Raw genomic sequence first — 21,820 nt, forward strand, 5'->3', positions numbered from 1 at the left:
AGTGATTCAATAGATCTCCGGCGGGTGATCCGTTCCATGACAAACCAGCTGACAGCTACCACTAAAAACCCCGGTGGAGGTAAAGTTAATCACACCACCGCTGGGCGACACTACATTAGTGTCAAAGTTAATCAAAGCTATACTTCCCACCCCGCCCGCCGCCGCGCTGACGCCGTGAGCATCATGGCACACGCTGCACGGTGCATTTTCACCCACAATGTGCATTTGATGCTCCGGAAAACTGGTATTACCCAAAATGGCAGTCCGGTCGTGACACTTGTAACACAAGGCATAGGCAGCAGCGCTTTCGGCAGCATTACCAGTCGCGGTATACTGTAGTTTCAGGATGGGGGAATACACCGAGCCGTGGGGCGCGTTTGTTAAACCGGAATCACTACCATGACAGTCTATACAAGTGATGGTGCTGTTTACTGTGAGCGGCGGAATTAAACTGGGAACATTAAGATTTTTCCCGGTTCCGGCGACGGGATGATAGGTACTGTTAGTGGTGTCAAACAGACTTTTAATGTTGTTTTGCGGGAATTGTCGTACGGTACGCGGTGCCGGGAGGTTGGGACTGTCGCCATGGCAACGAAAACACAATTGATAAACATTAGTGATGGGACTGACCACTGTGTTTTGAAACGTGACTCCACTCAAACCTGCCACGCCTACTGTGACTCCGGAAGCATGAGGATTGTGGCAATCCACACACTCCACATGCCTACCCCCCGTAATCACCACCGGCTCATTGGGATCATGCACGCCGTTGCTGGACATCACCGGATGGACTGAGAGTTTGGAGAAGTCTGTCAGAACATCCGGGGACACGGAACCGTTATGACAAATAGTACAAGCGTCTTCTTCATTGCTATAGGTCAGCAATCTTTGCGAGTGCAGGGCAGAGTGAGTGTCATGGCAATTTCTACAGCCGTTATCCGCCACAGTCGTAAACGTACTGTTTGGCCACGGATTCACCCCTACGCCATTCCATCCCGCCGTTGAATTGCGATGGGGCGACAAATTCCAATCCGGCTTTTTATGGCAGGTTTCACACAGCATGGAACCTCGATCATCCATTACCAGAAATTTCCCAAACGTATTGTCATGAGGATTATGGCAGGAAGTACATTGCAACATGCCCGCCGCATCCAGCTTCACAGGACCGGTCAACGTCGCCGGATCCACCAACTCATTGCGTAAAGATGACACAGAAGAACTGTACAAAAACGAGACCGGATGATCGTCAGACAAATCGGTTCCTAACAAGCCTCCGGTTACCGGCATCACAGTCGTACCCCCTGCCATTTGGATATTACCGGACGTGGTACTGCCTAACGCAACCGTTCCATCGTGACAACTCAGACACAAAAGACTGGCCCCGGTGGGCTGTCCGGGGTTACTGACAATGGTGCTGCTGCTGTAAGGAGTATAAATCGCACCGGAACTGGCTCTATTCCACAAGGGGGCAATAGGTGAAGCATGGTGTGCCGTGTGGCAAAACACGCATATTCTGTCTTCGCTGGCCGCTTTCAGAGTTCCAGGCCCGGAAATAGACAAGTTGTGCTTGGTATTGGCAACACCCGCTTGAACCTCAATCCCACTACAAATCAGTAAGACGAATACAATTACCTTTGAGTATTGCCCCAAACCTCCACTCCGCTTACTCTGGACTGACATCATGACTCACCACCAACATAACGAAAAACCTGCACACGCTTGTTATAGGAGTCTGCTATGTAAATTGCATTACTTATGGTGTCTATGAAGATCCCCGTCGGCAACCAAAACTCACCAAAATCCGAACCTTGAGTGCCAAAATTGAGTAAAAACCGCCCCCCCGCATCAAACACCTGAACCACATGGAACAACGAGTCAACGACATAAATATGCCCCAGGCGATCCACCGCTATGCCCTTTGGACGTGCCTGATAACCAGTGGCATTGCCTGCTTGACCGAATTTGTACTTAAACTCCCCGTTACTGGAAAATACTTGCACTCTAAAATTAAGGGAATCGCTGACATAAAGATTTTCCTGCTGATCCAACCATAAATAAGTAGGAAAATTAAATTGGCCATCGGCGTCTCCTCGCCGCCCCAAGACGCGCATCAGTTTGCCTGATTCATCATAAACTTTTATGTGATGCTCAGCGGTATCAGACACAAACAAAACTTTAGTCCTCCGGTTGTACGCCAAACCGGTGGCTTGTTTGGGTTTCTCACTCAATGGGTACAGACGTGCAACCTGCGACTTTTCGGAAAAGTGGAGTACGCCTAATGTAGGGTCTGACACATAGATACGATCATCTCCCAACGCTAAAGCCACCGGACTGGGGAGTGCTTGATCATTTTCCATGCGAACCACCTCATGACCGGCACCCGCTTCATCAAAATGATGAACCCCACCCACGCCCGGATCCGCCACATACACCGACTGCCCTGTCACCAGCACATCCATGGGCTTCACTACAGTTAAGGTAGACTCACCAAACAACAAACCTTTTACGCGTTCCAACAGGGAACGTGTAATACCCAAGTCCTCTTTGCGGTGTATGTACCCGCGATAAACGATACGCGCCGGGGAAGGCGATTCAGGCCATACCAGGTTCACGGTTCCAAAGTTGGTAGCACCACCGGCACTGGCACAGGACACCAGAATGGATACTAAACTAACTACGCCAGTTACTCGAAGTGCTATGATCGCCATGTTAAAACCTTCTTTCCAGTGTAGCCCGCAACAAATTTCTATCCTTTTGCACATCACCGAGAGCGTTAACCTGGGCCTCGCTACTGCGACGGCCGTTTAAGGAGAAATAAAGACTGCGGAAACGCCACTGCCATTTCACAACAAAATCTGACAAATCTCTGGGAAACTCACCTCCGTTGTCCGTTTCGCGCACGTAGGACAAGTAAATACTCGACTGTAGGAAAGCTCGGGTGTTTACGGCAAAGTTTTGACGAACCAAATTGACATCCGCTCCGGCGGTGTCGTAGTCTACTTTGACAAAGTTATGGGAATAGCGGAAAAAAGTTGTGTCATAAAGCTTATACTGCGCGAACCCTCCCCAAGCGACACGCTCATGGGGTGCTATACCTTTTCTTTGCAAATCAAACCGGAAGTCACCACCAACCCCAAATTCATTGGATACGGGATAATTGATATTAAACCCCAGGTTCCTGAGATCGGAAGATCGAATATCGATACCTGGCGTTCCCTCGGTGACATCCACTCGGGTCGCCGACAAACCGGCATACACACTTAACCAGTTTTGCCAGTCCATACTGGCCTGGATTTGTTGATCCATACTGCTATGGGAAAAAGTCCCACCGGTTTTGTAGGCGTAGTCTACAAGCACGTTTTCCCCATCAGCAATATTCCCACCCACAATGCGAACCAGGTAGGTTTCGTTGCCTCGCCGTATAGTGGAAAAGTCACTACCCAGGATATATTCTGCCGTACGAGTGATGTTCCACACATGTACGGTATTCGCATCCACGTTGATGCGGGACAGTCGGGACTCATTTGCGCCCACCAAAGTGTGCTGTTCATTTTGTACGGGAATCAATTGACTGGATCCTTGCGCAGCCCGCTCCTCTACCTGATAGCCCCAGGAAGCTTTGAATATAGCCACTCCGTCGTGTTTGGATTTTTTCTTACGATTATTTTGCTTTTCGTTTATGCCGGGAACAGTATTGGAAAGGCCTAATTTTCTACTAGTATGAGAAGAAGCGGTAATTCCGTAAGAATCCATGGTGTGGCCGCTGGTAAAGTTGTCATAGATTTGAAATTCTGCTGACTTTCCGCCGTCGTTCTCATCAACTTGTTTATATCCGACACGGAAATTCTTATTATCCGTATCCGTAGATCCTTGGCTGCTTTTGAACAAATCCAATTGATAGAACATTCGTGCCACGTCGGATTTCGCCCAATGTAACACCGGTGAAAAATGAAACTGCTTTAGCGTTACATCAGATATTCCACGTTTATACCGACGTCCCATATAGTTAAACATGTTTTTCAGAGAATACTCCCCTTTCGCCCCATACGTAGAGTACTCATCATAGCTGATTGTTTGTGCGTCAATAGCGGTTCCAACAATGGTGTTGGCACCGGGGGCCACGCTGCCGCTATGAGAATTTTGCTGACTCAATTGTACAAACACCTGCCTGCTTCCATTACGCTTGTTGGTTTGATATACACGTAAGTTCATATTGCTGATATCATCATCCACCAACAATCGTTGTCCTGAAGCTTTTGAAGTTAAATTGTAGGCTTCAAAGTTAACGAATAACGGATACTTCCATTCTTTCACAACCGCATTAACACCAAATTTGGTATTTCTTTGCAAAAAGTGTTCGTCCACGCCAGATACAATCAGAGGATTGCGGCGCTCGAAGAAAACAGAAAAGGGGTAGGGTTTTTTCTCAAGAAAATGAAATCGGGTTGTTAGATTGTACGTTAACTCATCAACATCTTGACCGGAAGACTGCGAATCCAAACTACTAACATACGATGAGCCTTGTTTATTGGTAATGAATACCGGCCCACCACTAACATCCAATTTGAGAAAGTTTGGATGATAGACGTAAGCCTTCGCATCCACTTCTATTTCGATTTCTCGAATATCACTACTCAAATTTCGTTTGGAATTGGCGTCGGAGTAATGCTGTTCGTCGCTAAAATCGCGCACAGCCACAACTCCAGCCAGGTCGGTAAGCTGGAATTGCCTAATATCCTCCGCCGAGGTGACTGTCGGAATTGTACTTACCCCCACCATCACATACCTCAACCACTTAACGCTTGCGCGTAAATACTGCATTTTTTTCTCTTTATTTATAATCGATACAACTTTTGGAAAGGTGGATAAACCCCCTTTGCCTACGCCCTAAATCATTCCTTTAACCGATACCTCCATCATCTTTTAACACGACCCCTAGCGGTAAGATTCCCGCCATCCTCACAAATTACGACGGTATTCTCCAAAACCATATACTGTGATTTTATTCGGACCATATTGGCTCGTTACAAAAACCAAATACTGTAACCGAAAGTTTGGATCTGCATATTGTTCAAAGGACTGGACACCATCATAGGAAATACTAATATCCGCCGGTAAATTTATATTGTCGAGTTCATTTCCAGGCTTTCCGAAGAACATGAGCAATTGACCGTGACGATCGAACAATTGTATATTTTCAAAAGCAGAATCTATGGCGTATATCAGGCCTTCGTGGTCCACCGCAATTCCTTTTGGCCTGGCGAATTGACCTAAACCGTTACCGGCCTGACCATAGGAACGAACAAAGCGTCCATCCAGGGTAAACTCCTGTAAACGATAGTTCCCTGTATCGCTAACCAAAATGTTATTGTTGGGCATCAATGCCATATTGGTCGGAAAAAACAATTCACCGGCACCGGAGCCCCGCGCACCAATGGTTCTGCGCGTTACCCCGCTGTTAAGATCCAATACATGGACGATGTGGTGCTCCAAATCAGAGATGTATATTTCTCCATCGACCACCAGGGCATCACTGGGTTTAAACTGCTCCAATTTTCCATAGGCTTGCAAAAACTCGTCTTGTTGATCGAAAACCATCACTTGACCGCGTCCCGTATCGGATATATAGCGCCTACCCTCACGATCCACGGTTACGTTAATAGGCTTTTGCATCCGTCCCGGTCCCATACCCCTTACGGTTTTCAAAACCTTATCATTGGCATCCAAAATCATATACCCCGGCCCCCGGGTATCCACGACAATAACTTGATTGGAAAAGTATGCAACGCCATAAGGCTTAGTGAGGCGGCTTTCGACACCGTCCTCTTTACCTAGGACAAAGTCGCTAAAAGCATTCTTGGTTTTCCCTTGAACCAGGGCGGCATTAATAGTTGTGAGTAACTGTATGCGAGGCTCGTTAGGCAAAGGCGGATAGAAAACAGTTTTGACGCCGCGCTGCCCCGTTTCCGAGATTACGCTACAGCCAGACAACACTAAAAAACAAGCAAAGACGTAAACCGTCAGTGCACTTTTTTTAATCCCAAACATTGACCACACCCCCAACTAATACAGCTTTACCGCTATTGTTTTTGACACCTTATAAACAACAGTTATTTTCCTATTCTCGGTTTCATTTTATTTATCATGACAACTCAGACACAGCTGGCTGCCCTTTGTAGAAATTCTCAGCAAAGGGTCTCCCGCAGTGAAATTGTTGTGGACGTCGTGACAGCTGGTGCACTGTACTGTACCGTCCACCAACATCAATTGTTCAATGGTACCGGTTTTTGTTTTAGAACCGGCAACACCTACCGTAACGGTTGTGGTCGTCGGATCATGCAAGGAACCATCAGCCAAGGCTAACGCCGAGTCAAAGCGAATGGAAATAGGATGATCGTCTGAGAGATTTCCGCCAACTCCAACCACTTTTGTTCCACTCATGAAGGTGGCTCCAGAAGCACCGCCAAAACTGTCCACACCGACAGTTCCGTCATGGCAAGACAAACACAGCCGGGATATTCCACCGGGTTGCCCAGTGCTGATAGCATCAAGCGCCGGACTGCTATACATAGTAAAACTGGTGCTTGTCACAGAGTGGTTCCACAACTGCGCCACTTGAGTAGAATCACCACTATGTGGGGTGTGGCAAGCGACGCATATTTCTCCCCCACTCCATCCGGAAGTGGTGAAGTCGTGGGCAGACCCAGCGACGCGGCCTGCATGCACTGGCGTTGCATAGTTGAGTATACTTATCAGCACAATAAGGCCGGCACTGATATCTGATCTGTTTCTTTTCATTTAAACCTCCAAACCCGGACCACAGCTACAACCGCGACACACTTCAAACACACGAGTTCCGGCATGTACTCAGAAGATAGGTATATACATTGAGGCCAATTAGCCGCTGCAGGCTCTTTGCCCGCTGAAGGCTCTTTGCCCGCTGAAGGCTCTTTGCCCGCTGAAGGCTCTGGTTGTAAGCGGTAAGGAATCGAGTCAGAACAGACCGACAGGAATACGTCAGAATTTTTGCTACACCCACATCTACAGCCATACTAGCCCCCTAGTGTTTGCACGGTACCAAATGCAAAACCGTTACCGCGCTTAGAAATTATTTTGTCAGAAACTCCAGGAGTGTTTCGCAACCAGCAAACCCCTGCGCAGTCCCTACTTATGGATCAACCTTGTTAGGATTAATTTTTTTATTCTTATTCCGAGGCTGGCTTGAGTATAATCGAAACTGATTTGGAATACATACAACGACATACGTAGATCGATTTGCTTCAGTAGGAAAAAATGCATGTAAAAACAAGGCGATTAACGATCGCTTAAGGAACTTTACCTAACGCACTTACATAACATTCAGATTAATCCTACAGTTCTATGTAGAGACAACTCTAAGTAGCATAGGTGAGTCGACATCAAATAAAAAAGGAAATAGTCTGCACAACTCAGCAAACTGCTAATATAGCTATTAAGAGACCAGAAAGAAAACAGCAATAAACTATAAAGTCAAATTAAAATCATCCACCAAGACACCCGGTAAACAAGCATTCACTGTGGATCTTCGCTCATACGTGCTGTTGTCCAATATCCACTCTTGTTCCTTGGTCAGATCCAGAAGATTTTCCCCCAACAGATTAAAAATGCTTTCGTCAAAACGCATAACACTCAAGGGAGCCACCACCTTACCCCGCTCCACCCAGAGACAAGCGAACCGTGTCATCCCGGTCATTCTTCCATTATTACGGTCCGAATAATTGCAATACCAAAGATTACTAATCCATATCCCCGTATCCAGCGCCTTTAGAACATCTGCCATGGCTAAATTACCGGGAGTAACACCTAAGGACTGAGGCACTTCCTGAGAACAGTTTACCGTAGCGCCATACTCCTTCGCGCTTCTTGTCCCACTCAAACAATCCTTATACGCACCATTTTCAATAAGTACAACGTTATCGGGTTTCAAAAAACCGGTATCGGTAAACCTAGGCGTTAGCCCCTTCGCGTGCTGCTCGACCAAGGTAAATTTTTTATTCAGGCAGACACGATCTTCAATCATTTTTAGTAACGGAGTTTGTGCGGTACGATGACTTTTCAACCCAAACCCACCCCAACTCAAAAGGCACAATATTTCGTTTATCGCATCAGGAGTCAAGAAAACCCGGTATTTTCCCGGCTTAATGGTTTTGGGTGGCACACGCAAAACCTCCAGAGTGTTCCGCGCCTGCGTTATCTTTTCTTCAAAACTATTCACCTGCCAGTGGGTTCCGGCATAACTTTGTTTAACTGCCTTATCGGTTTTCAAATATACACTCCAATCAAAATTGAAGTTCGCCTGACTATGCCAATTAAACTGCCCCAAGGAATTCGCGAATCCGCGCTGCATTCCACCACTGGCCCATATTCCCACCAGATCCAGGCCATTACATATTTGAATAATTTGATCTACCGCGTCTATGGCATCAACCACAGATGTGTCCCCTTTCCACTCGGAATTCTGCACCTCGGTATTGAAGTACAGGTAGGGGTCCTCCGGTAGGTATTGTAGCTGCTGCCTTAACCCGTTGAGCTCTGTAGTCAGCAACTCCATATCTGCATCCATATCGCCTGTTAATTGAATATCGACTGTACATTGCCTTTGATCACGAATGAGATTGAGCGCCAACTCCTGCTGTTGCACATAACCGGATTGACGAATGCGATTGTTATTGAACCGAGCAAAGTGAGTGTTTTCTCCTTGGTAATTGAGCAGCAAAATTTCCGTGCTACTCAGCTGAGAACAAAGGCTTTGCCAAAGGTTTTGAAAATATTGTTGTCCCATTTAAGCCTTTATCCCCCGCCAAAAACGTCGACATTATGAAACACACAAGGTGGAGAAGCATGCCCTACTTGAATAAGTTGATTGGGCTCACCCTTACCACAGTTGGGAGTCCCCCATATTTCCATCAAATCCTGGCTACCAACTGCCGCCAGATTGCGCCAGAACTTGGCGGAAACGCCCCGATAATTTGGATTACGAACCATCCCTTTCAATTCGCCATCTTGTATTACGCGTCCTAACTCACAACCAAATTGAAATTTGTTGCGGCTGTCATCTATAGACCAAGAGCAGTTGCTGTCCATTAAAACCCCATGCTCCACATGGGCGCACAGTTGTTCAAAACTATTTAAACCAGGCTCCAGGTTCAAGTTGGCCATACGATCAATCGCCGGTCGATTCCAACCGCCGGCCCGCGCATTGGCCACACCCTGCATACCCGCTCGCATTTGTGATACGGCACTTCCTAACGGTCTTTGTAACACACCGGCTTTAATGAGGTATTGACGTGTCGCCAAATCACCATCATCGTCATAAGCGTAAGTGGCCAATTCAGATTCCACGGTGGGATCAAAAGTTACATGCAACAGTTCCGATCCATATTGGTAACTACCAAACATATCCGGTGTTACGAAACTGGTACCCGCATAATTGCGTTCATCGCCTAAAATTCGATCCAGTTCCAAGGGATGGCCGATGCTTTCATGGATCTGTAGCATCATTTGACTGGGCATGAGTAAAGCAGACATAACCCCACTGGGACACTCCGGCGCTCGCAATAATGCCTGCGCCTCTTCAGCCACGTGTTGAGCAGAAGCCGGGAAATCAAATTGTTGCAGCAACTCTAAACCGCCTTGGCGCGCCGTGCCCCAACCCCCACCACTGCGAATCTGGGTCACGGCACCTTCGTTTGCCACCGCCTGATAGCCTGGATACAAATACTGGAAACTCTGTTCGATTTGCACATTTTCACTACTGAGTATCAGGCTGTTTACTTCCGAGCGACAGAGTTTAGCTGTATAGTCGACTATTGAATTTCCCAGGTTTAAGCTTTCATTTATGCGCTGCAACCAGGCAATTTTTTCCGCTAACGGTACACTTTCCCAAGGCTCTACTACATCTGTTTTGTATGCTCCCGATTTCTTGGGTCGAAACAGTTGCTGCACAGGCACCAAACCCCAACGGGCACTGCTTTGCAAGCATTTGTTTGCCTGTACCAAGCATTCTCGGAAGCCCTCTCGCGTCAATCGGCTGGTTGCCGCATAGGCAAACCCCTGGCCTTTTATTAGGGTGATGTGAGCCCCCTGGCTGACACTATGGCGCGGAGGTAGTAAAACGCCTTGCCTTACCGTCAATACCTCATGTCGCTCAGAGACTAAGCGCAAGCTCCAATGGTCCACGACGGGAACTTCATTCCTAAATGCTGAAATCACTTGATCGTGATTCATCTGCCACTCCATATTTTCTGACTTTTTTAGTGGGTTTTATGTTGCATTCCCTTAAGAATATTGTAGACAAACCGATATAGTTGTGTATTCAAAATTTGGGTTATTTACTATTAGCCAACAGGATCTAAGATCATGAAAGCCAACGCTCAATACCAATTCATTTTTATATTCCTAATCAGTGTTTTTTCCACCAACGCCTTTTCGACACTGGTACTCACCGCCCCACCACGCGAAACCGCAGAAAAAGGCAAACAAGTTTACGAGCCTATTGCCAAAATGATGTCGGAAGCTTTGGGCGAGGAAGTGGTATACCGCCATCCCGATGGCTGGCTTGAATACTCATCACACATGCGTTCAGGAAAATACGATATCGTTTTCGACGGCCCCCATTTTGCAGCCTGGCGTATAAAACATCTAAAACACACACCGGTGGCTCGCTTACCCGGTGGTCTGGATTTTGTCGTTGTTGCAAAATCCAACAACAAGGCCATGACCGGAAAAAACGGAATCCTTAAAGGCAGTATATGTGGTTTGGCTTCACCCAATCTGGCTACCGTCAGCATTTTGGCAAAATATCAAGACGCTATTACTGTTCCAAAGATAGTCGAAATCAAGGGTGGGTTTAAGAAAGTTTTTGAGGCTTACAAAAACGGACAGTGTGATGCGGCGCTGTTGCGCACATCCTTCTGGAAAAATCTGCCCCAAGCGGCCCGACAAGATTCCAGAATTATCCATGCCACCGAATCTCTTCCCAATCAAACCGTTACAGTAAGCCCTCGAGTTGATGTAACAAAACGTGGAAAACTAACATCTTTGTTGCAGGCTAAAAACAATAAGAGTACCGACCCCCTGCTGGAACGGTTTAGTAAGAAAGCCAAATATTTCATACGCCCAAGTACCAGTGAATATAACGACCTGGAAAAATTGCTGGAGGGCGTTGTTTTCGGCTGGTAAGTTGCTCCAAGTCCAACAATAAAAAAGGGGTCAGTTACGACCCCTTTTTTTTATTTACTCATCGCTAACAATAATTCGTTAAACCGCTTCACAAAACTGGCGGGATCATCCAACTGGCCGCCTTCACTTAACAAAGCCTGATCAAATAACACCAGAGTCAAATCGTTAAAGCGTTCATCATCGGTTTCCGCCTTCAGTTTCGCCACCAAGGGATGATCTGGATTGAGCTCAAATATGGGCCTGGAACTTGGAACGTTTTGCCCCGCTTGTTTCAAAATCCGCTCCAAATTAGCGTTCATGTCATGCTCGTCGTTAACCAAACAAGCCGGTGAACTGGTTAGTCGGTGTGTCAGCCGCACGTCCTTCACTTTATCACCCAATGTAGTCTTAATTTGTTCAAGGACACCTTTGAGCTCCTCTCCGGCTTTTTTCTGTTCTTCCTTCTCCGCCTCATCGTCCAACTCACCCAAATCCAGCTCGCCCTTGGTAACACTCAATAGCTTCTTACCTTTATACTCCATCAGTGAGCTGACCAGCCATTCGTCCACGCGCTCGTAAAACAGTATGACCTCGATGCCTTTTTTGCGAAAAATCTCTAAGTGCGGACTATTTTTCGCCGCAGCGAAGGCATCAGCTGTAATGTAATAGATAGAATCCTGGCCTTCTTGCATCCGGCCGATATAATCATCCAACGATACAGTCTGATCTTCACTGTCTGTATGGGTTGTGCTAAACCGAAATAATCCGGCAATTCTTTCTTTATTGGCAAAATCTTCGCCGGGTCCTTCCTTAAGCACCTTGCCAAACTCCTGCCAAAACTTGCTGTACTTCTCCGCGTCTTTCTTGGCCATCTCTTCCAAGGTGCCCAGAATTTTCTTTATGGATCCGGCTCGAATGGTATCGATGGTTTTGTTTTGCTGCAGAATTTCCCGGGAAACATTCAGCGGCAAATCGCTGGAATCAATAATTCCTCTAACAAAACGCAGATAAGTGGGCATCAACTGCTCGGCATCATCCATAATAAAAACACGTTTCACATAAAGTTTCACGCCGTGTCGACTTTGACGATCCCACAAATCAAAAGGCGCTCTTGACGGGATGTACAACAAGGAAATGTACTCATTGGTTCCTTCAACTCGATTGTGGCTGTGAGCCAGTGGCGCTTCAAAATCATGAGCCACATGTTTGTAAAATTCGTCATACTCCTCGTCTGTAATGTCACTCTTAGAACGGGTCCACAACGCAGAGGCCTGATTAACCGTTTCATACTCCTGCGTCTGTTCCTTGCCTTCTTCTTCTCCATAAGACTCTTTTAGCATTCTGATGGGAAGAGTAATATGATCTGAATACTTATTAATAATATTACGCAAGCGAAAACCGCTCAAAAACTCTTCTTCGTCTTTACGCAAATGTAACACCACTTCCGTACCGCGTTGCGCGCGCTCAACCGTCTCAATAGTGTAATCGCCTTCTCCTGCCGACTCCCAGCGTACACCATGCGCAGCTTCCATACCCGCCTTGCGGGTGCTCAAAGTCACTTTTTCAGCCACAATAAATGCCGAATAAAAACCCACACCAAATTGCCCGATCAAGTGTGCATCCTTCGCCTGATCACCTGTCAAGGACTCAAAAAACTGCTTGGTTCCGGATTTAGCGATGGTTCCGATATGATCCATCACTTCCTGACGCGTCATACCGACTCCATTGTCACTGACGGTTACTGTGTGGGCATCTTTGTCATAGCTGACATGAATTTTCAGCTCTGGATCATCCTCATACATCGCGCTGTCGGTTAAAGCTTCAAATCGTAGTTTATCCGCCGCATCGGATGCGTTGGAAATCAATTCACGAAGAAAAATCTCTTTGTTACTGTATAGGGAGTGGATCATCAGTTTAAGCAAATGCTTAACTTCTGTTTGAAATCCTAAGGTTTCTTTTTGAGATTCTTGCTCAGTTTCGGCCATGCTCAACTCCTCGAAATCGCCCTGGTTTTATTCAGAATATATTTTTATGATAAGTGGCTTAGATATGGGTACGCCTGGCGGAAATTCAAGCGCAATCAGGATCGCCCGCCGAGAATCGGGGAGATACGTTATTTTATTTAAATAACAAAAAGTTACAGATTTTTTCTGAGGCGTTGCAAATCCCCACAGCTCTGTTTGATCCCCAATTGACAAGCGGTTTCGTATTCATGCACGGCTTTGCCGGACTCGCCCAAAAGCTCGAAAATGTAACCTTTATTATTATAAGCCACCCCCAGCTTGGGATTGATAATCAAGGCCGTGTTACAGTCTTTCAAAGCTTTACCGTATTTACCCAATTCAGTACGTGCTACCGCCCGGTTTATATAAGCGTCCGTATTGTTACTATCTATGGTTAATACTCGACTGGCAAACTGCTCGACATCAGACCAATCACCCTTTTGAAATGCAGCAAGAGCTTTAGCGGCAAAATCCTGAATCTTTCGCTTGTTTTCTTCACTAACACGCTTGAGTTTCCTGGCGGTAGTGCAAGCTGCTTCATATCCCAGTTTGCAGGAAAATTCGTAATCCATAACAGCCAATTCCGGTGATTTGGCCAGCTCATACGCATAAGCGCGGTTATTGTACGCAAGAGGATTTTTATCCTCGAGCTGGATAGCTTTACTGGCGTCTTCTATTGCCTCATGATAATCACCGTTTTCAGCCCGAGCCCAAGAACGATAAATAAACCCATCCGGATTCTTTGCATTAGCCACGATAGCACGGCTGGCCGCATCGATAGCATTGGGCCATTGCTGTTTATGCAAAAATCCCCGGCTTTTCTCTAACCAAGGTAAGGCAGGATCCGCACTGGTTGCCTGTGGAGTTTCCATCGGCTTCTGTGCACTGAGCTGCTGTATTGGTTGCAACACAGGTTGTAAAGGCGACCTCTCTAGAGGCTGAGTAATTTGTTGGGCTTGTGCTTGTGGTTTGGAAATAACCGATTTCGCAGCGGAGGCAGCCTGTGTGCCTGCCCCGCCAACAACGGCTTGGCTTTGGGGTGCCATAACCGGCCTGGACTCCTCCGATTTAGACACTGTAGCTCCCATGTTTTCCGGCGGCAAGGGCTTTACCCGGGACATGGAGGGTGTGGATCGAATAGCTCGAGGGTCTGGAACCAAGGTCTGTACCTGGCGATTGTCCTTCCGTAAAGGCATTATGTATTGAGGTTTCTGGGTCGTACCGGATAAGGAACGACGCATAGTTGGCTTTACTGTCGGGTCATTGAGCAACTTGGATTTCACTAAGTCCATAATGGCTTGATTGTAGCCATCGTCAAAACCGGTTTGGTAATCCACCGAGGTACTATCGGAAGAATTTCTTTGTTTTTCCATAGCTGCGGCTTTTTGCATCAATCGCTGGGAAACAGATGAATCCACATCCAGCTCCTCCGCTACTACTGCAGTCGCAATAGCACCAACGGCGAATAATAACAAAACAGATGTTTTTTCAATAGATTGTATAACCATGGCCCACCAGAAATTGCTAACGTGTTGTATTGGCTTGGCCTTATTTGCTGTTAAACCTGCAATAATAGGTGATGCAGGGAGCTATTAAGTAGTGATGACAAAGCCAAAACCAACTTTATAATATTATCTTATCATTCAACAAGGTAGCAAGCACTTCAAGTAGTTCATCCCAACTTATTGATTAATAAGACAGGAACTGCAGAATGCCTATAGCAATACACCTGATTTTTCCAGCGCAATCAGTGCCTCAACACGGTTATTGACCTGCAACTTCCGATAAGCGTTGTAAATATGACTTTTTACGGTATTAATGCTCACACTCAGCTGCAAGGCAATGCTTTTGTTGTCATAGCCCTGACATATACGTGTGAGAATATCCAGCTCTCGATCCGTAAGACTCTCCACCCCACTGGATTCCACACGCACTACTCGGCGTATACTCTCACACACGGCAGGTAAGATAATCCGCATCAGTTCCCGACACAAATCTGCAACAATCTTATCTGCACATACCAGGGCATATAAACAAATTTTGCCATCTTTACCGGATACGGCATCCACTACATACAATCCATTGGTATATTTCACACTACTGAGGTTGAGCCGCGCATGGAACACATCGATTCGTTCGCAATAAAATGCTCGTTTTGAATACCAACTTCCATACAAACACCGTTGCAATTCATACCGGGGAAGATCGCTGTTGTTTTCACCAAAAATAGCTTTTGGTGCTATTTTTACCGTGTAACTTATATCACCGGTTGTTTCGTCGACCACGAACACCGAACCACATTCAACAGGTATTACACTCAGCAGATTTTCTTGTAGACATGCTACCAGTTGTTGTTCAGACCTTGTGTGTCGCAGTTGCTCAGTACAGTCCGCTAACTTCACCAATTCGAAATAGTCAAATCCGGGAGTTTGTTTGAAATCAGAGTCCGTCATTAATTTTCCCTTTTTAGTACACTTATAATGTACTAACGAACATCAACATTGAATCCGGCGCGGAATCCAGAAACCGGTGAATAATCCTTGAATGAGCAGACATGAGTACGCGATGGTTATGTGAACAAAACACAGAAAAAGCGTGAATAAGTCACTGTACAGTTTGAAGGGTACATCTATAATAATATACAGAGAAACCTCTCCTACTTGAACTCTCCACGTTGAATGCCTGCGTAACGCAGGCATTTTTTTTGATTTTCATTAATAATTGTTTGGAAAAACAAATTGAGACCGCAACCCCTGCGGTTTCCACCACCCTGGATTGCGAGCAGCATCAGGAATTTAGATATTTTTTAAGGTTCCACACTGCATATATACAGATTCGTTTCTAAGCGGCATTGTCACTCAGTGGTAATGTTAATCTGCGGTGCCGCCCAACAGCGGCGCTCTAGATACCTCGGGTGTAAAAATTCAATCCCATGAAGTAATCCACCGTATTGGTTTTCATGGTCGCATTATCGTCCCTGACTTTAAAATATCTTGCTTTCGCACCCAATGTCCATGCCACCCGGTCAGCAATCTTTAATTCCAACCCGGCTTTTCCGAAATAGGAATCCCCGTCTAAAGTATCCATGGGACCACCATGAAAGGAAATCTGCGTTGAGCCCATCCCAACTCCAAAATAGGGTTTAACTACCTCATGCACTGGAATATAGTAACTAACCAACAAATTGACATGAAAAATATCGGCATATCCAGGCCTACTGGTAGCCGTACTGGAGAGCACATCCACTTGCTGATATTGAGCTTGTCCGCCCAACCTCAACCCCGTGGCGAAAATGTGAGCAAACTCGACGCCGCGCGCAACTGCGTTATCCGTATCCAAAACAATGGTTACGCCATTAATATCAAACGTATCCTCGTTCCAGCTTGATACTCCCATGAGTGGAGCAACAACATTTTGGCTGTGCGCCGCCACAGGAATCCCAAGCAAAAGTACAACCATCCCATATCGTAGCCAGCAATTACTCATCGTCTTATCCCCTATCCATAAAGCTCGCATCTATCAACACCATCTACAGCGTTTAACAAACTGCTTCCAAATGGCTCCTTTGTAAACTGCCTATACTAAGAATAGCCAATCCATAGAAACAATGACATCAGACATATGCACTAGCCTGTTAGAACTATTTCCTAACGGGGTAACGAAAACGCTATGTAACATCAGCCTTTACTAGAAAGGGTAAATAGACCCAAACAAAACCAATAAAAGCACACAACCAGAACCACTGAGACACACCAACCCAAACACTATATGCGGAAAAATGCAGGACAGGAATAAAAACTCTGACGATGGCACCGATGCACAACAAAGCAAACAGAAAGTGCATTTCCTTCGGTGGTTGCAATACGTTTCTTCCCGTATGCCCTAAAACAACTCTAGCCATCATCCCTATTGTCACCATTCCAATACCACCATAGGTCAACGCATGTAGCCACAAAAAACCAAGATTTAGGTTAGGCAATATCACTCTCAATAGCAATGCCACAACAATCCAGGCGTAACCTACGTATAGGACCCACAACAAGGAATGCTTCCAAATCCCACGATGATACCAAAGCAACAAACGCCACCCATGTAACAACAGCAAACCGATGCAACATATGATAATAGCGATATCGTTTACAGCAAAAATTTCCAACGCACCGAACAGGACAAACCCCCACAAACACGCCAGGTCGAACCAGACCGGTTGAAACCTCTGTATCCGACCTTGCGTTTTCGCCGGACTTTTTTCAAAAACACTTTTTTCGATAAAGAAAGGGATCACTCGCCGCCCCATGATCAGTATAAGCAACACCACGGCAAACAAGCCGAGCTTCATACCCTGGTACAATAGATATTCTTGACCGGTCCACCACGCAAACCCGAAAAGAATATTTCCCAGCCCTGCCACCGGTAATAGCAACACAAGCCCAAAATTGTGCCATTGCCTGGCCCTTACGAGCGGAGCCGCCAAACTGATAAATACCGCAAAAACAAAAACCGTATCTGCGCATATACTGGGAAGCAGGGACACCACTGCGTTTATGGAAAACAAAACTCTGGCCGCGAGCCAACAACTGAACACCCCAAGCAGAGGAATATTGGACAGGGTGGGCTTGCCGGTCCAATTTCTCACAGATGTGAGCAAAAACCCGGCAATGACTGCTAACGCATACCCGAAAATCATTTCATGCCCATGCCAGCCGGCTAAAGGCAAAGCCTGATAGGGCATGGTCACATTAAAACCGTAGGCTAATGTCCACGAAAAAACGGAGACGATGGAAAATAAACCGGCACCTAAAAAAAATGGACGAAATCCAACCGACAAAAAGGGGGCGCCTGGCGTTAAATGATTTGGATCAGTGATACGCAACATGTAATGCCCTTTTTAGGGAATTGCAGGGCTGACAACTGCGCAGGAGATTAACTCAAAGCTATATATCCTTAAGAATCAGTGCTGTTTTTACCCAACAAACCACGAAGCCTTAATGCGGCCTCAGAATTGGTGTCACCCATCTTTTTAATATAGTCCACCACAGTAAATCCGTCGTTATCGCGAATGTTTGGATTTGCCCCTACATTAACAATTTCTAAAGCGGGCTCCACCTCGCCTTTTGACACAAAATACAGCAAAGGCGTTTTGCCCCCTGCGTTCCGGTGGTCCAAGTTGGCCCCATGTTTCTTTAAAAACCGTACAGATTGGGCACTACGAGCAAGAAATAACGCAGTCTCGCCAGAGCTGGAAATATAGTTTACATCGGCGCCCAGCTTAATCAGCGTTTGTGCCAATTCCAAAAACTCGTTTCGTACAGATAACATCAAAGGATGAGTCCCCGCCTCCACAACTAAAGCTAACTTAGGATTGGAATTGGCCGCCGCTACCAAATCACTCTCTGAAAGCTCCTCTTCCAAATTCGCGACATAGATCAGTTGAGCAAAGGCAGTATCCCCACCGGCATTACGCGCCATTAAATCCACACCTGCTTTAAGCAGAATCTGTAAAACACGACCGTTTTGCACTAAGAAAATGGGCTTCACTCCAAATTCGTCACAAACTTGCTCAATATCTGCACCTCGTTTTACGTAATGCTCGACAAAGCTGGACTCTCCTGAATATACGGAGTAGCAAAATAACGGGTGTAACAGGCTCTTATCATCTTCCAGAAATAAATCCAGCATTGACAGATCCTTAACATCGGACACCACGATTTTTTTACGTAATTCCTTCGAAACATGCCCCTGGTCCAGCAACATGGCGACGGATTTCTTGTTTTGTTCTGATGCCGCTTTGCTCAGTTGCTCATACGCGGCTGGAGATGGTCGACTCATGATAGCGTCAGCAACCAGGAACACCGACCCAACCACCAATATTAAGTGAGCCAAGGTAGCCGTGCCGGCAAAGGCCTCAATGCCATAACGCCGAAATCCGTAGCGCCAGAAAGTGACTGAGGCCACGGCACTATTCAGCAACAATAACACCAAGAGAATCAGGGCAACTGAAAAATAGCCCGCCAGAGAATACACATTGGCACCGCTGGAACTACCTAGTGTCGGTAGAAACATAATTACGAACAATGCAATGCCCAACAAAGACATGGCAACACTGCCAAAATAGTACGCTTTCATACTGCTCCCAAGCTCATCTGCCCACGGGAAGCCTTAGGGCCTTTTATAACCGAAACCGATGGACGGTCCCCTTAATATCACAATTACATATTTAAACCGGGGCAGTCCAGATCCCGCTTCATCCTTTTAGACATCCTTTTTCATTCTTCTACAATTTACCCGCTAAAATCAACAATTGAAATTGGAAATTTGAAAAACAAAGAATAGACACAGCTTAGAAAAACAGTGAGTCCGTGTTAAGTGATTGAAAGTTAGAGATAATGATAAAAATGGTGCGAATCTGATCAACTCACCACGCCTGGGAAGGCTCTCACATTTTTATTCAAAAATAAGGACTCAAATTCCGGGGCGCTAATGGGCTTACTAAAGAAGAAACCTTGGACCTCATGACATCCGATGGACCGTATGAAATCCAATTGGGATTGATCTTCCACACCCTCGGCGATAATGCCCAGATTTAGACTGTGAGCCAACGCAAAAATGGCTTTTATGATGGCACCGTCCTTGACATCCATGACCACGTCTTTAATGAAAGACCTATCGATCTTCAGGTAATCTACAGGGAATTGTTTTAGATAACTTAATGAGGAATACCCGGAACCAAAATCATCGATAGATAAGGCTACGCCGAGGCCTTTTAGCTCGTGCATAATTCGAATCGCTTGCTCGGTGTTATCGACCAACATACTTTCGGTCAACTCAAGCTCGAGGTATTTCCCATCCAACCCGGCATCATTCAAGACTTGTTGTACCGTAGACACGAGATTGCCGCTGCGAAATTGCTTTGCCGATATGTTGACAGACATTCTAACATTCTCAGCACCATTATCACGCCAAACCTTAGCCTGGCGACAAGCAGTTTGTAACACCCAGCGACCAACTTCATTGATCAAGCCCATGTCTTCCAGATAGGGTACAAATAAGCTGGGTAGCACCACACCGCGCACCGGGTGCATCCAGCGTAATAGGGCTTCCACTCCAATTAACTCATTGCTGACCGCATCCACCTTAGGCTGGTAATACAACAAAAAGTCCTGATTTTGAACTGCCAAATGCAAATCTGTCTCCAACGACAGACGCTCAAAGGCCTTGGTGTTCATTTCATTGGAATAGTACATGTAGTGGTTGTTACCCATTTCCTTGGCATTGTGCATTGCCACATCCGCTTCTTTGACAAGTGTTTCCACATCAGTAGACGCATCATGGAACACGCTGATACCAATGCTGGCCTTTACCACGATTTCATAGTTACTCAATAGAATGGGCAAAGTAATACTATCTATAATACGTTGAGCCGCAGAAGCAGCCTCCTCCGGCCTGTCCAGATTTTCTAACATCACCAAAAACTCATCACCCGCCATCCTAAAGGCAATATCCGTTTCACGCAATTTACCTTGTATCCGACTGGCGGTGATTTGTAGCAGCTTATCGCCGGCACTATGTCCCAGACTGTCATTAATGAGCTTAAAACGATTCAGATCAACCAGCAACAACGCACTCATACCCCCATTGCGCTGAGTTCGGAGCATGGTTTCTGAAACTCGCTGCATAAAACTTTCTCGATTCGGTAAGCCGGTCAGAGCGTCGTGGTAAGTCTGGTACCAGATGGTGTGTTCCTGTTGCAAGCGCTCATCTTCCTGACGCTGCAACAAAACATCCGCCCTTTTTATAATCATGTTCAAAAACAAGTACAATCCGGCAAAGGCGATAAAAAGCCCGGCGATTATTTTCCGCTGTGTCAGCTCCAGCTCCTCAACTAAATTGGTTACATCAGAATAAACCTCAAAGACAGCTTTGATCTTGTCACCCTGTTTCAAGGGAATATAACTGGTGATCAAGTTACGGTCTTCGACCACTTGCTCAAAGTCGGAAAATTCGTTTCGGAAAGTGATTTCACTGGCGACTTCCCCCACTCGCGCCTGCCGGAATCCGGCGCTTCTGGAATCATCCGAGCCAATTTGCGCCGGATCGGTGGAGTAGACCGTCATCCCGTCTAAATTGTAGATCTTTATTTTTACAACCCGAGTTCCTTTCATGAGCTTTACCAACATCTGATGCAACTGAGTTAAGGAATCGGAACTGCTGGGCGTTTCAATAAAACCGGAAAAACGATACCAAGCGGAATTGGCAAAGCTGCGAGTCAAATCCACATTGGCGTTGCTTTGGTGAGACACCAACGTATCCAAAGCAAGTTGCCGAAAAAATATCGACAACCCAACCACCATGACGCAAATACCCAGTAAACTGGCAATAGCGTAGTAGCGTTGAAGTTTGAATTTGTTATTTTTTAATATGTTAACCACCATTGAGGATATATCGGACTCAAACTCCAGAGGCTTTAGCGAATTCTCTAACAATCAATAAGTTAAGCCACTGCTCGGAAACCAGCCTCGTAATCGCGCAACACTCAATGGGCTCATTCAAAAAGTCCAGTTATCAAATAAAATTCAATCATTTAATAGCGAGTCTATGACAACTATTAATATTTCTTA

15 protein-coding genes are annotated in these 21,820 nt (G+C 46.0%); 1 reads left to right on the forward strand and 14 read right to left on the reverse strand.

The genetic code is table 11. The annotated features are described in order from the left end of the window. Window positions 1-6: 6 nt before the first annotated feature. From OEY58_02550 to OEY58_02580, 7 genes are all read right to left on the reverse strand, one after another. Window positions 7-1,683, reverse strand: a complete 1,677-nt coding sequence (locus OEY58_02550) for a hypothetical protein (GenBank protein MDH5324319.1) — start codon at window positions 1,681-1,683, stop codon at window positions 7-9. Then, window positions 1,680-2,708: a 6-bladed beta-propeller gene (locus OEY58_02555; protein MDH5324320.1), complete on the reverse strand. Its 1,029-nt coding sequence runs from the start codon at window positions 2,706-2,708 to the stop codon at window positions 1,680-1,682. The genes OEY58_02550 and OEY58_02555 overlap by 4 nt, the downstream gene beginning before the upstream one ends. 1 nt (window position 2,709) lies before the next feature. Further along, window positions 2,710-4,821: a hypothetical protein gene (locus OEY58_02560; protein ID MDH5324321.1), complete on the reverse strand. Its 2,112-nt coding sequence runs from the start codon at window positions 4,819-4,821 to the stop codon at window positions 2,710-2,712. 138 nt (window positions 4,822-4,959) lie between these two features. Then, window positions 4,960-6,048, reverse strand: coding sequence for a 6-bladed beta-propeller (locus OEY58_02565; GenBank protein MDH5324322.1), 1,089 nt, complete (start codon window positions 6,046-6,048; stop codon window positions 4,960-4,962). 87 nt (window positions 6,049-6,135) lie between these two features. Continuing rightward, window positions 6,136-6,798, reverse strand: coding sequence for a cytochrome c3 family protein (locus tag OEY58_02570; protein MDH5324323.1), 663 nt, complete (start codon window positions 6,796-6,798; stop codon window positions 6,136-6,138). Window positions 6,799-7,501: 703 nt separating this feature from the next. After that, window positions 7,502-8,821 carry a metallopeptidase TldD-related protein gene (locus OEY58_02575; GenBank protein ID MDH5324324.1) on the reverse strand — a complete coding sequence of 440 codons (1,320 nt, stop codon included), beginning with the start codon at window positions 8,819-8,821 and terminating at the stop codon, window positions 7,502-7,504. An 8-nt stretch (window positions 8,822-8,829) separates the two neighbouring features. Beyond that, entirely contained in the window at window positions 8,830-10,266 is a 1,437-nt protein-coding gene (locus OEY58_02580) for a TldD/PmbA family protein (GenBank protein MDH5324325.1), read from the reverse strand. 132 nt (window positions 10,267-10,398) lie between these two features. Here OEY58_02580 and OEY58_02585 point away from each other — a divergent pair, with 132 nt between their 5' ends. Beyond that, window positions 10,399-11,220, forward strand: a complete 822-nt coding sequence (locus tag OEY58_02585; protein ID MDH5324326.1) for a phosphate/phosphite/phosphonate ABC transporter substrate-binding protein — start codon at window positions 10,399-10,401, stop codon at window positions 11,218-11,220. 50 nt (window positions 11,221-11,270) lie between these two features. On the opposite strand, the gene htpG is transcribed toward OEY58_02585, so the two are convergent. The 7 genes from htpG to OEY58_02620 form a co-directional block, all read right to left on the reverse strand. Continuing rightward, a complete protein-coding gene (gene htpG, locus OEY58_02590; GenBank protein MDH5324327.1) occupies window positions 11,271-13,184 on the reverse strand; it encodes a molecular chaperone HtpG in 1,914 nt (637 codons plus the stop codon). Between the two features lie 152 nt (window positions 13,185-13,336). Further along, window positions 13,337-14,710, reverse strand: a complete 1,374-nt coding sequence (locus tag OEY58_02595; protein ID MDH5324328.1) for a hypothetical protein — start codon at window positions 14,708-14,710, stop codon at window positions 13,337-13,339. 207 nt (window positions 14,711-14,917) lie between these two features. Continuing rightward, a complete protein-coding gene (locus OEY58_02600) occupies window positions 14,918-15,655 on the reverse strand; it encodes a helix-turn-helix transcriptional regulator (GenBank protein ID MDH5324329.1) in 738 nt (245 codons plus the stop codon). 448 nt (window positions 15,656-16,103) lie between these two features. Next, window positions 16,104-16,688: a porin family protein gene (locus OEY58_02605; GenBank protein ID MDH5324330.1), complete on the reverse strand. Its 585-nt coding sequence runs from the start codon at window positions 16,686-16,688 to the stop codon at window positions 16,104-16,106. Between the two features lie 181 nt (window positions 16,689-16,869). Next, window positions 16,870-18,078 (reverse strand): NnrS family protein, encoded by a 1,209-nt coding sequence (locus OEY58_02610; GenBank protein ID MDH5324331.1) that lies wholly within the window; start codon window positions 18,076-18,078, stop codon window positions 16,870-16,872. Window positions 18,079-18,146: 68 nt separating this feature from the next. Beyond that, complete coding sequence (locus OEY58_02615; protein MDH5324332.1) at window positions 18,147-19,328, reverse strand: ankyrin repeat domain-containing protein; 1,182 nt, start codon at window positions 19,326-19,328, stop codon at window positions 18,147-18,149. A gap of 284 nt (window positions 19,329-19,612) precedes the next feature. Then, window positions 19,613-21,634, reverse strand: coding sequence for an EAL domain-containing protein (locus OEY58_02620; protein MDH5324333.1), 2,022 nt, complete (start codon window positions 21,632-21,634; stop codon window positions 19,613-19,615). Between the last annotated feature and the right edge of the window lie 186 nt (window positions 21,635-21,820).

Source organism: Gammaproteobacteria bacterium (assembly GCA_029882975.1).
Taxonomy (GTDB): domain Bacteria; phylum Pseudomonadota; class Gammaproteobacteria; order SZUA-152; family SZUA-152; genus JAJDNG01.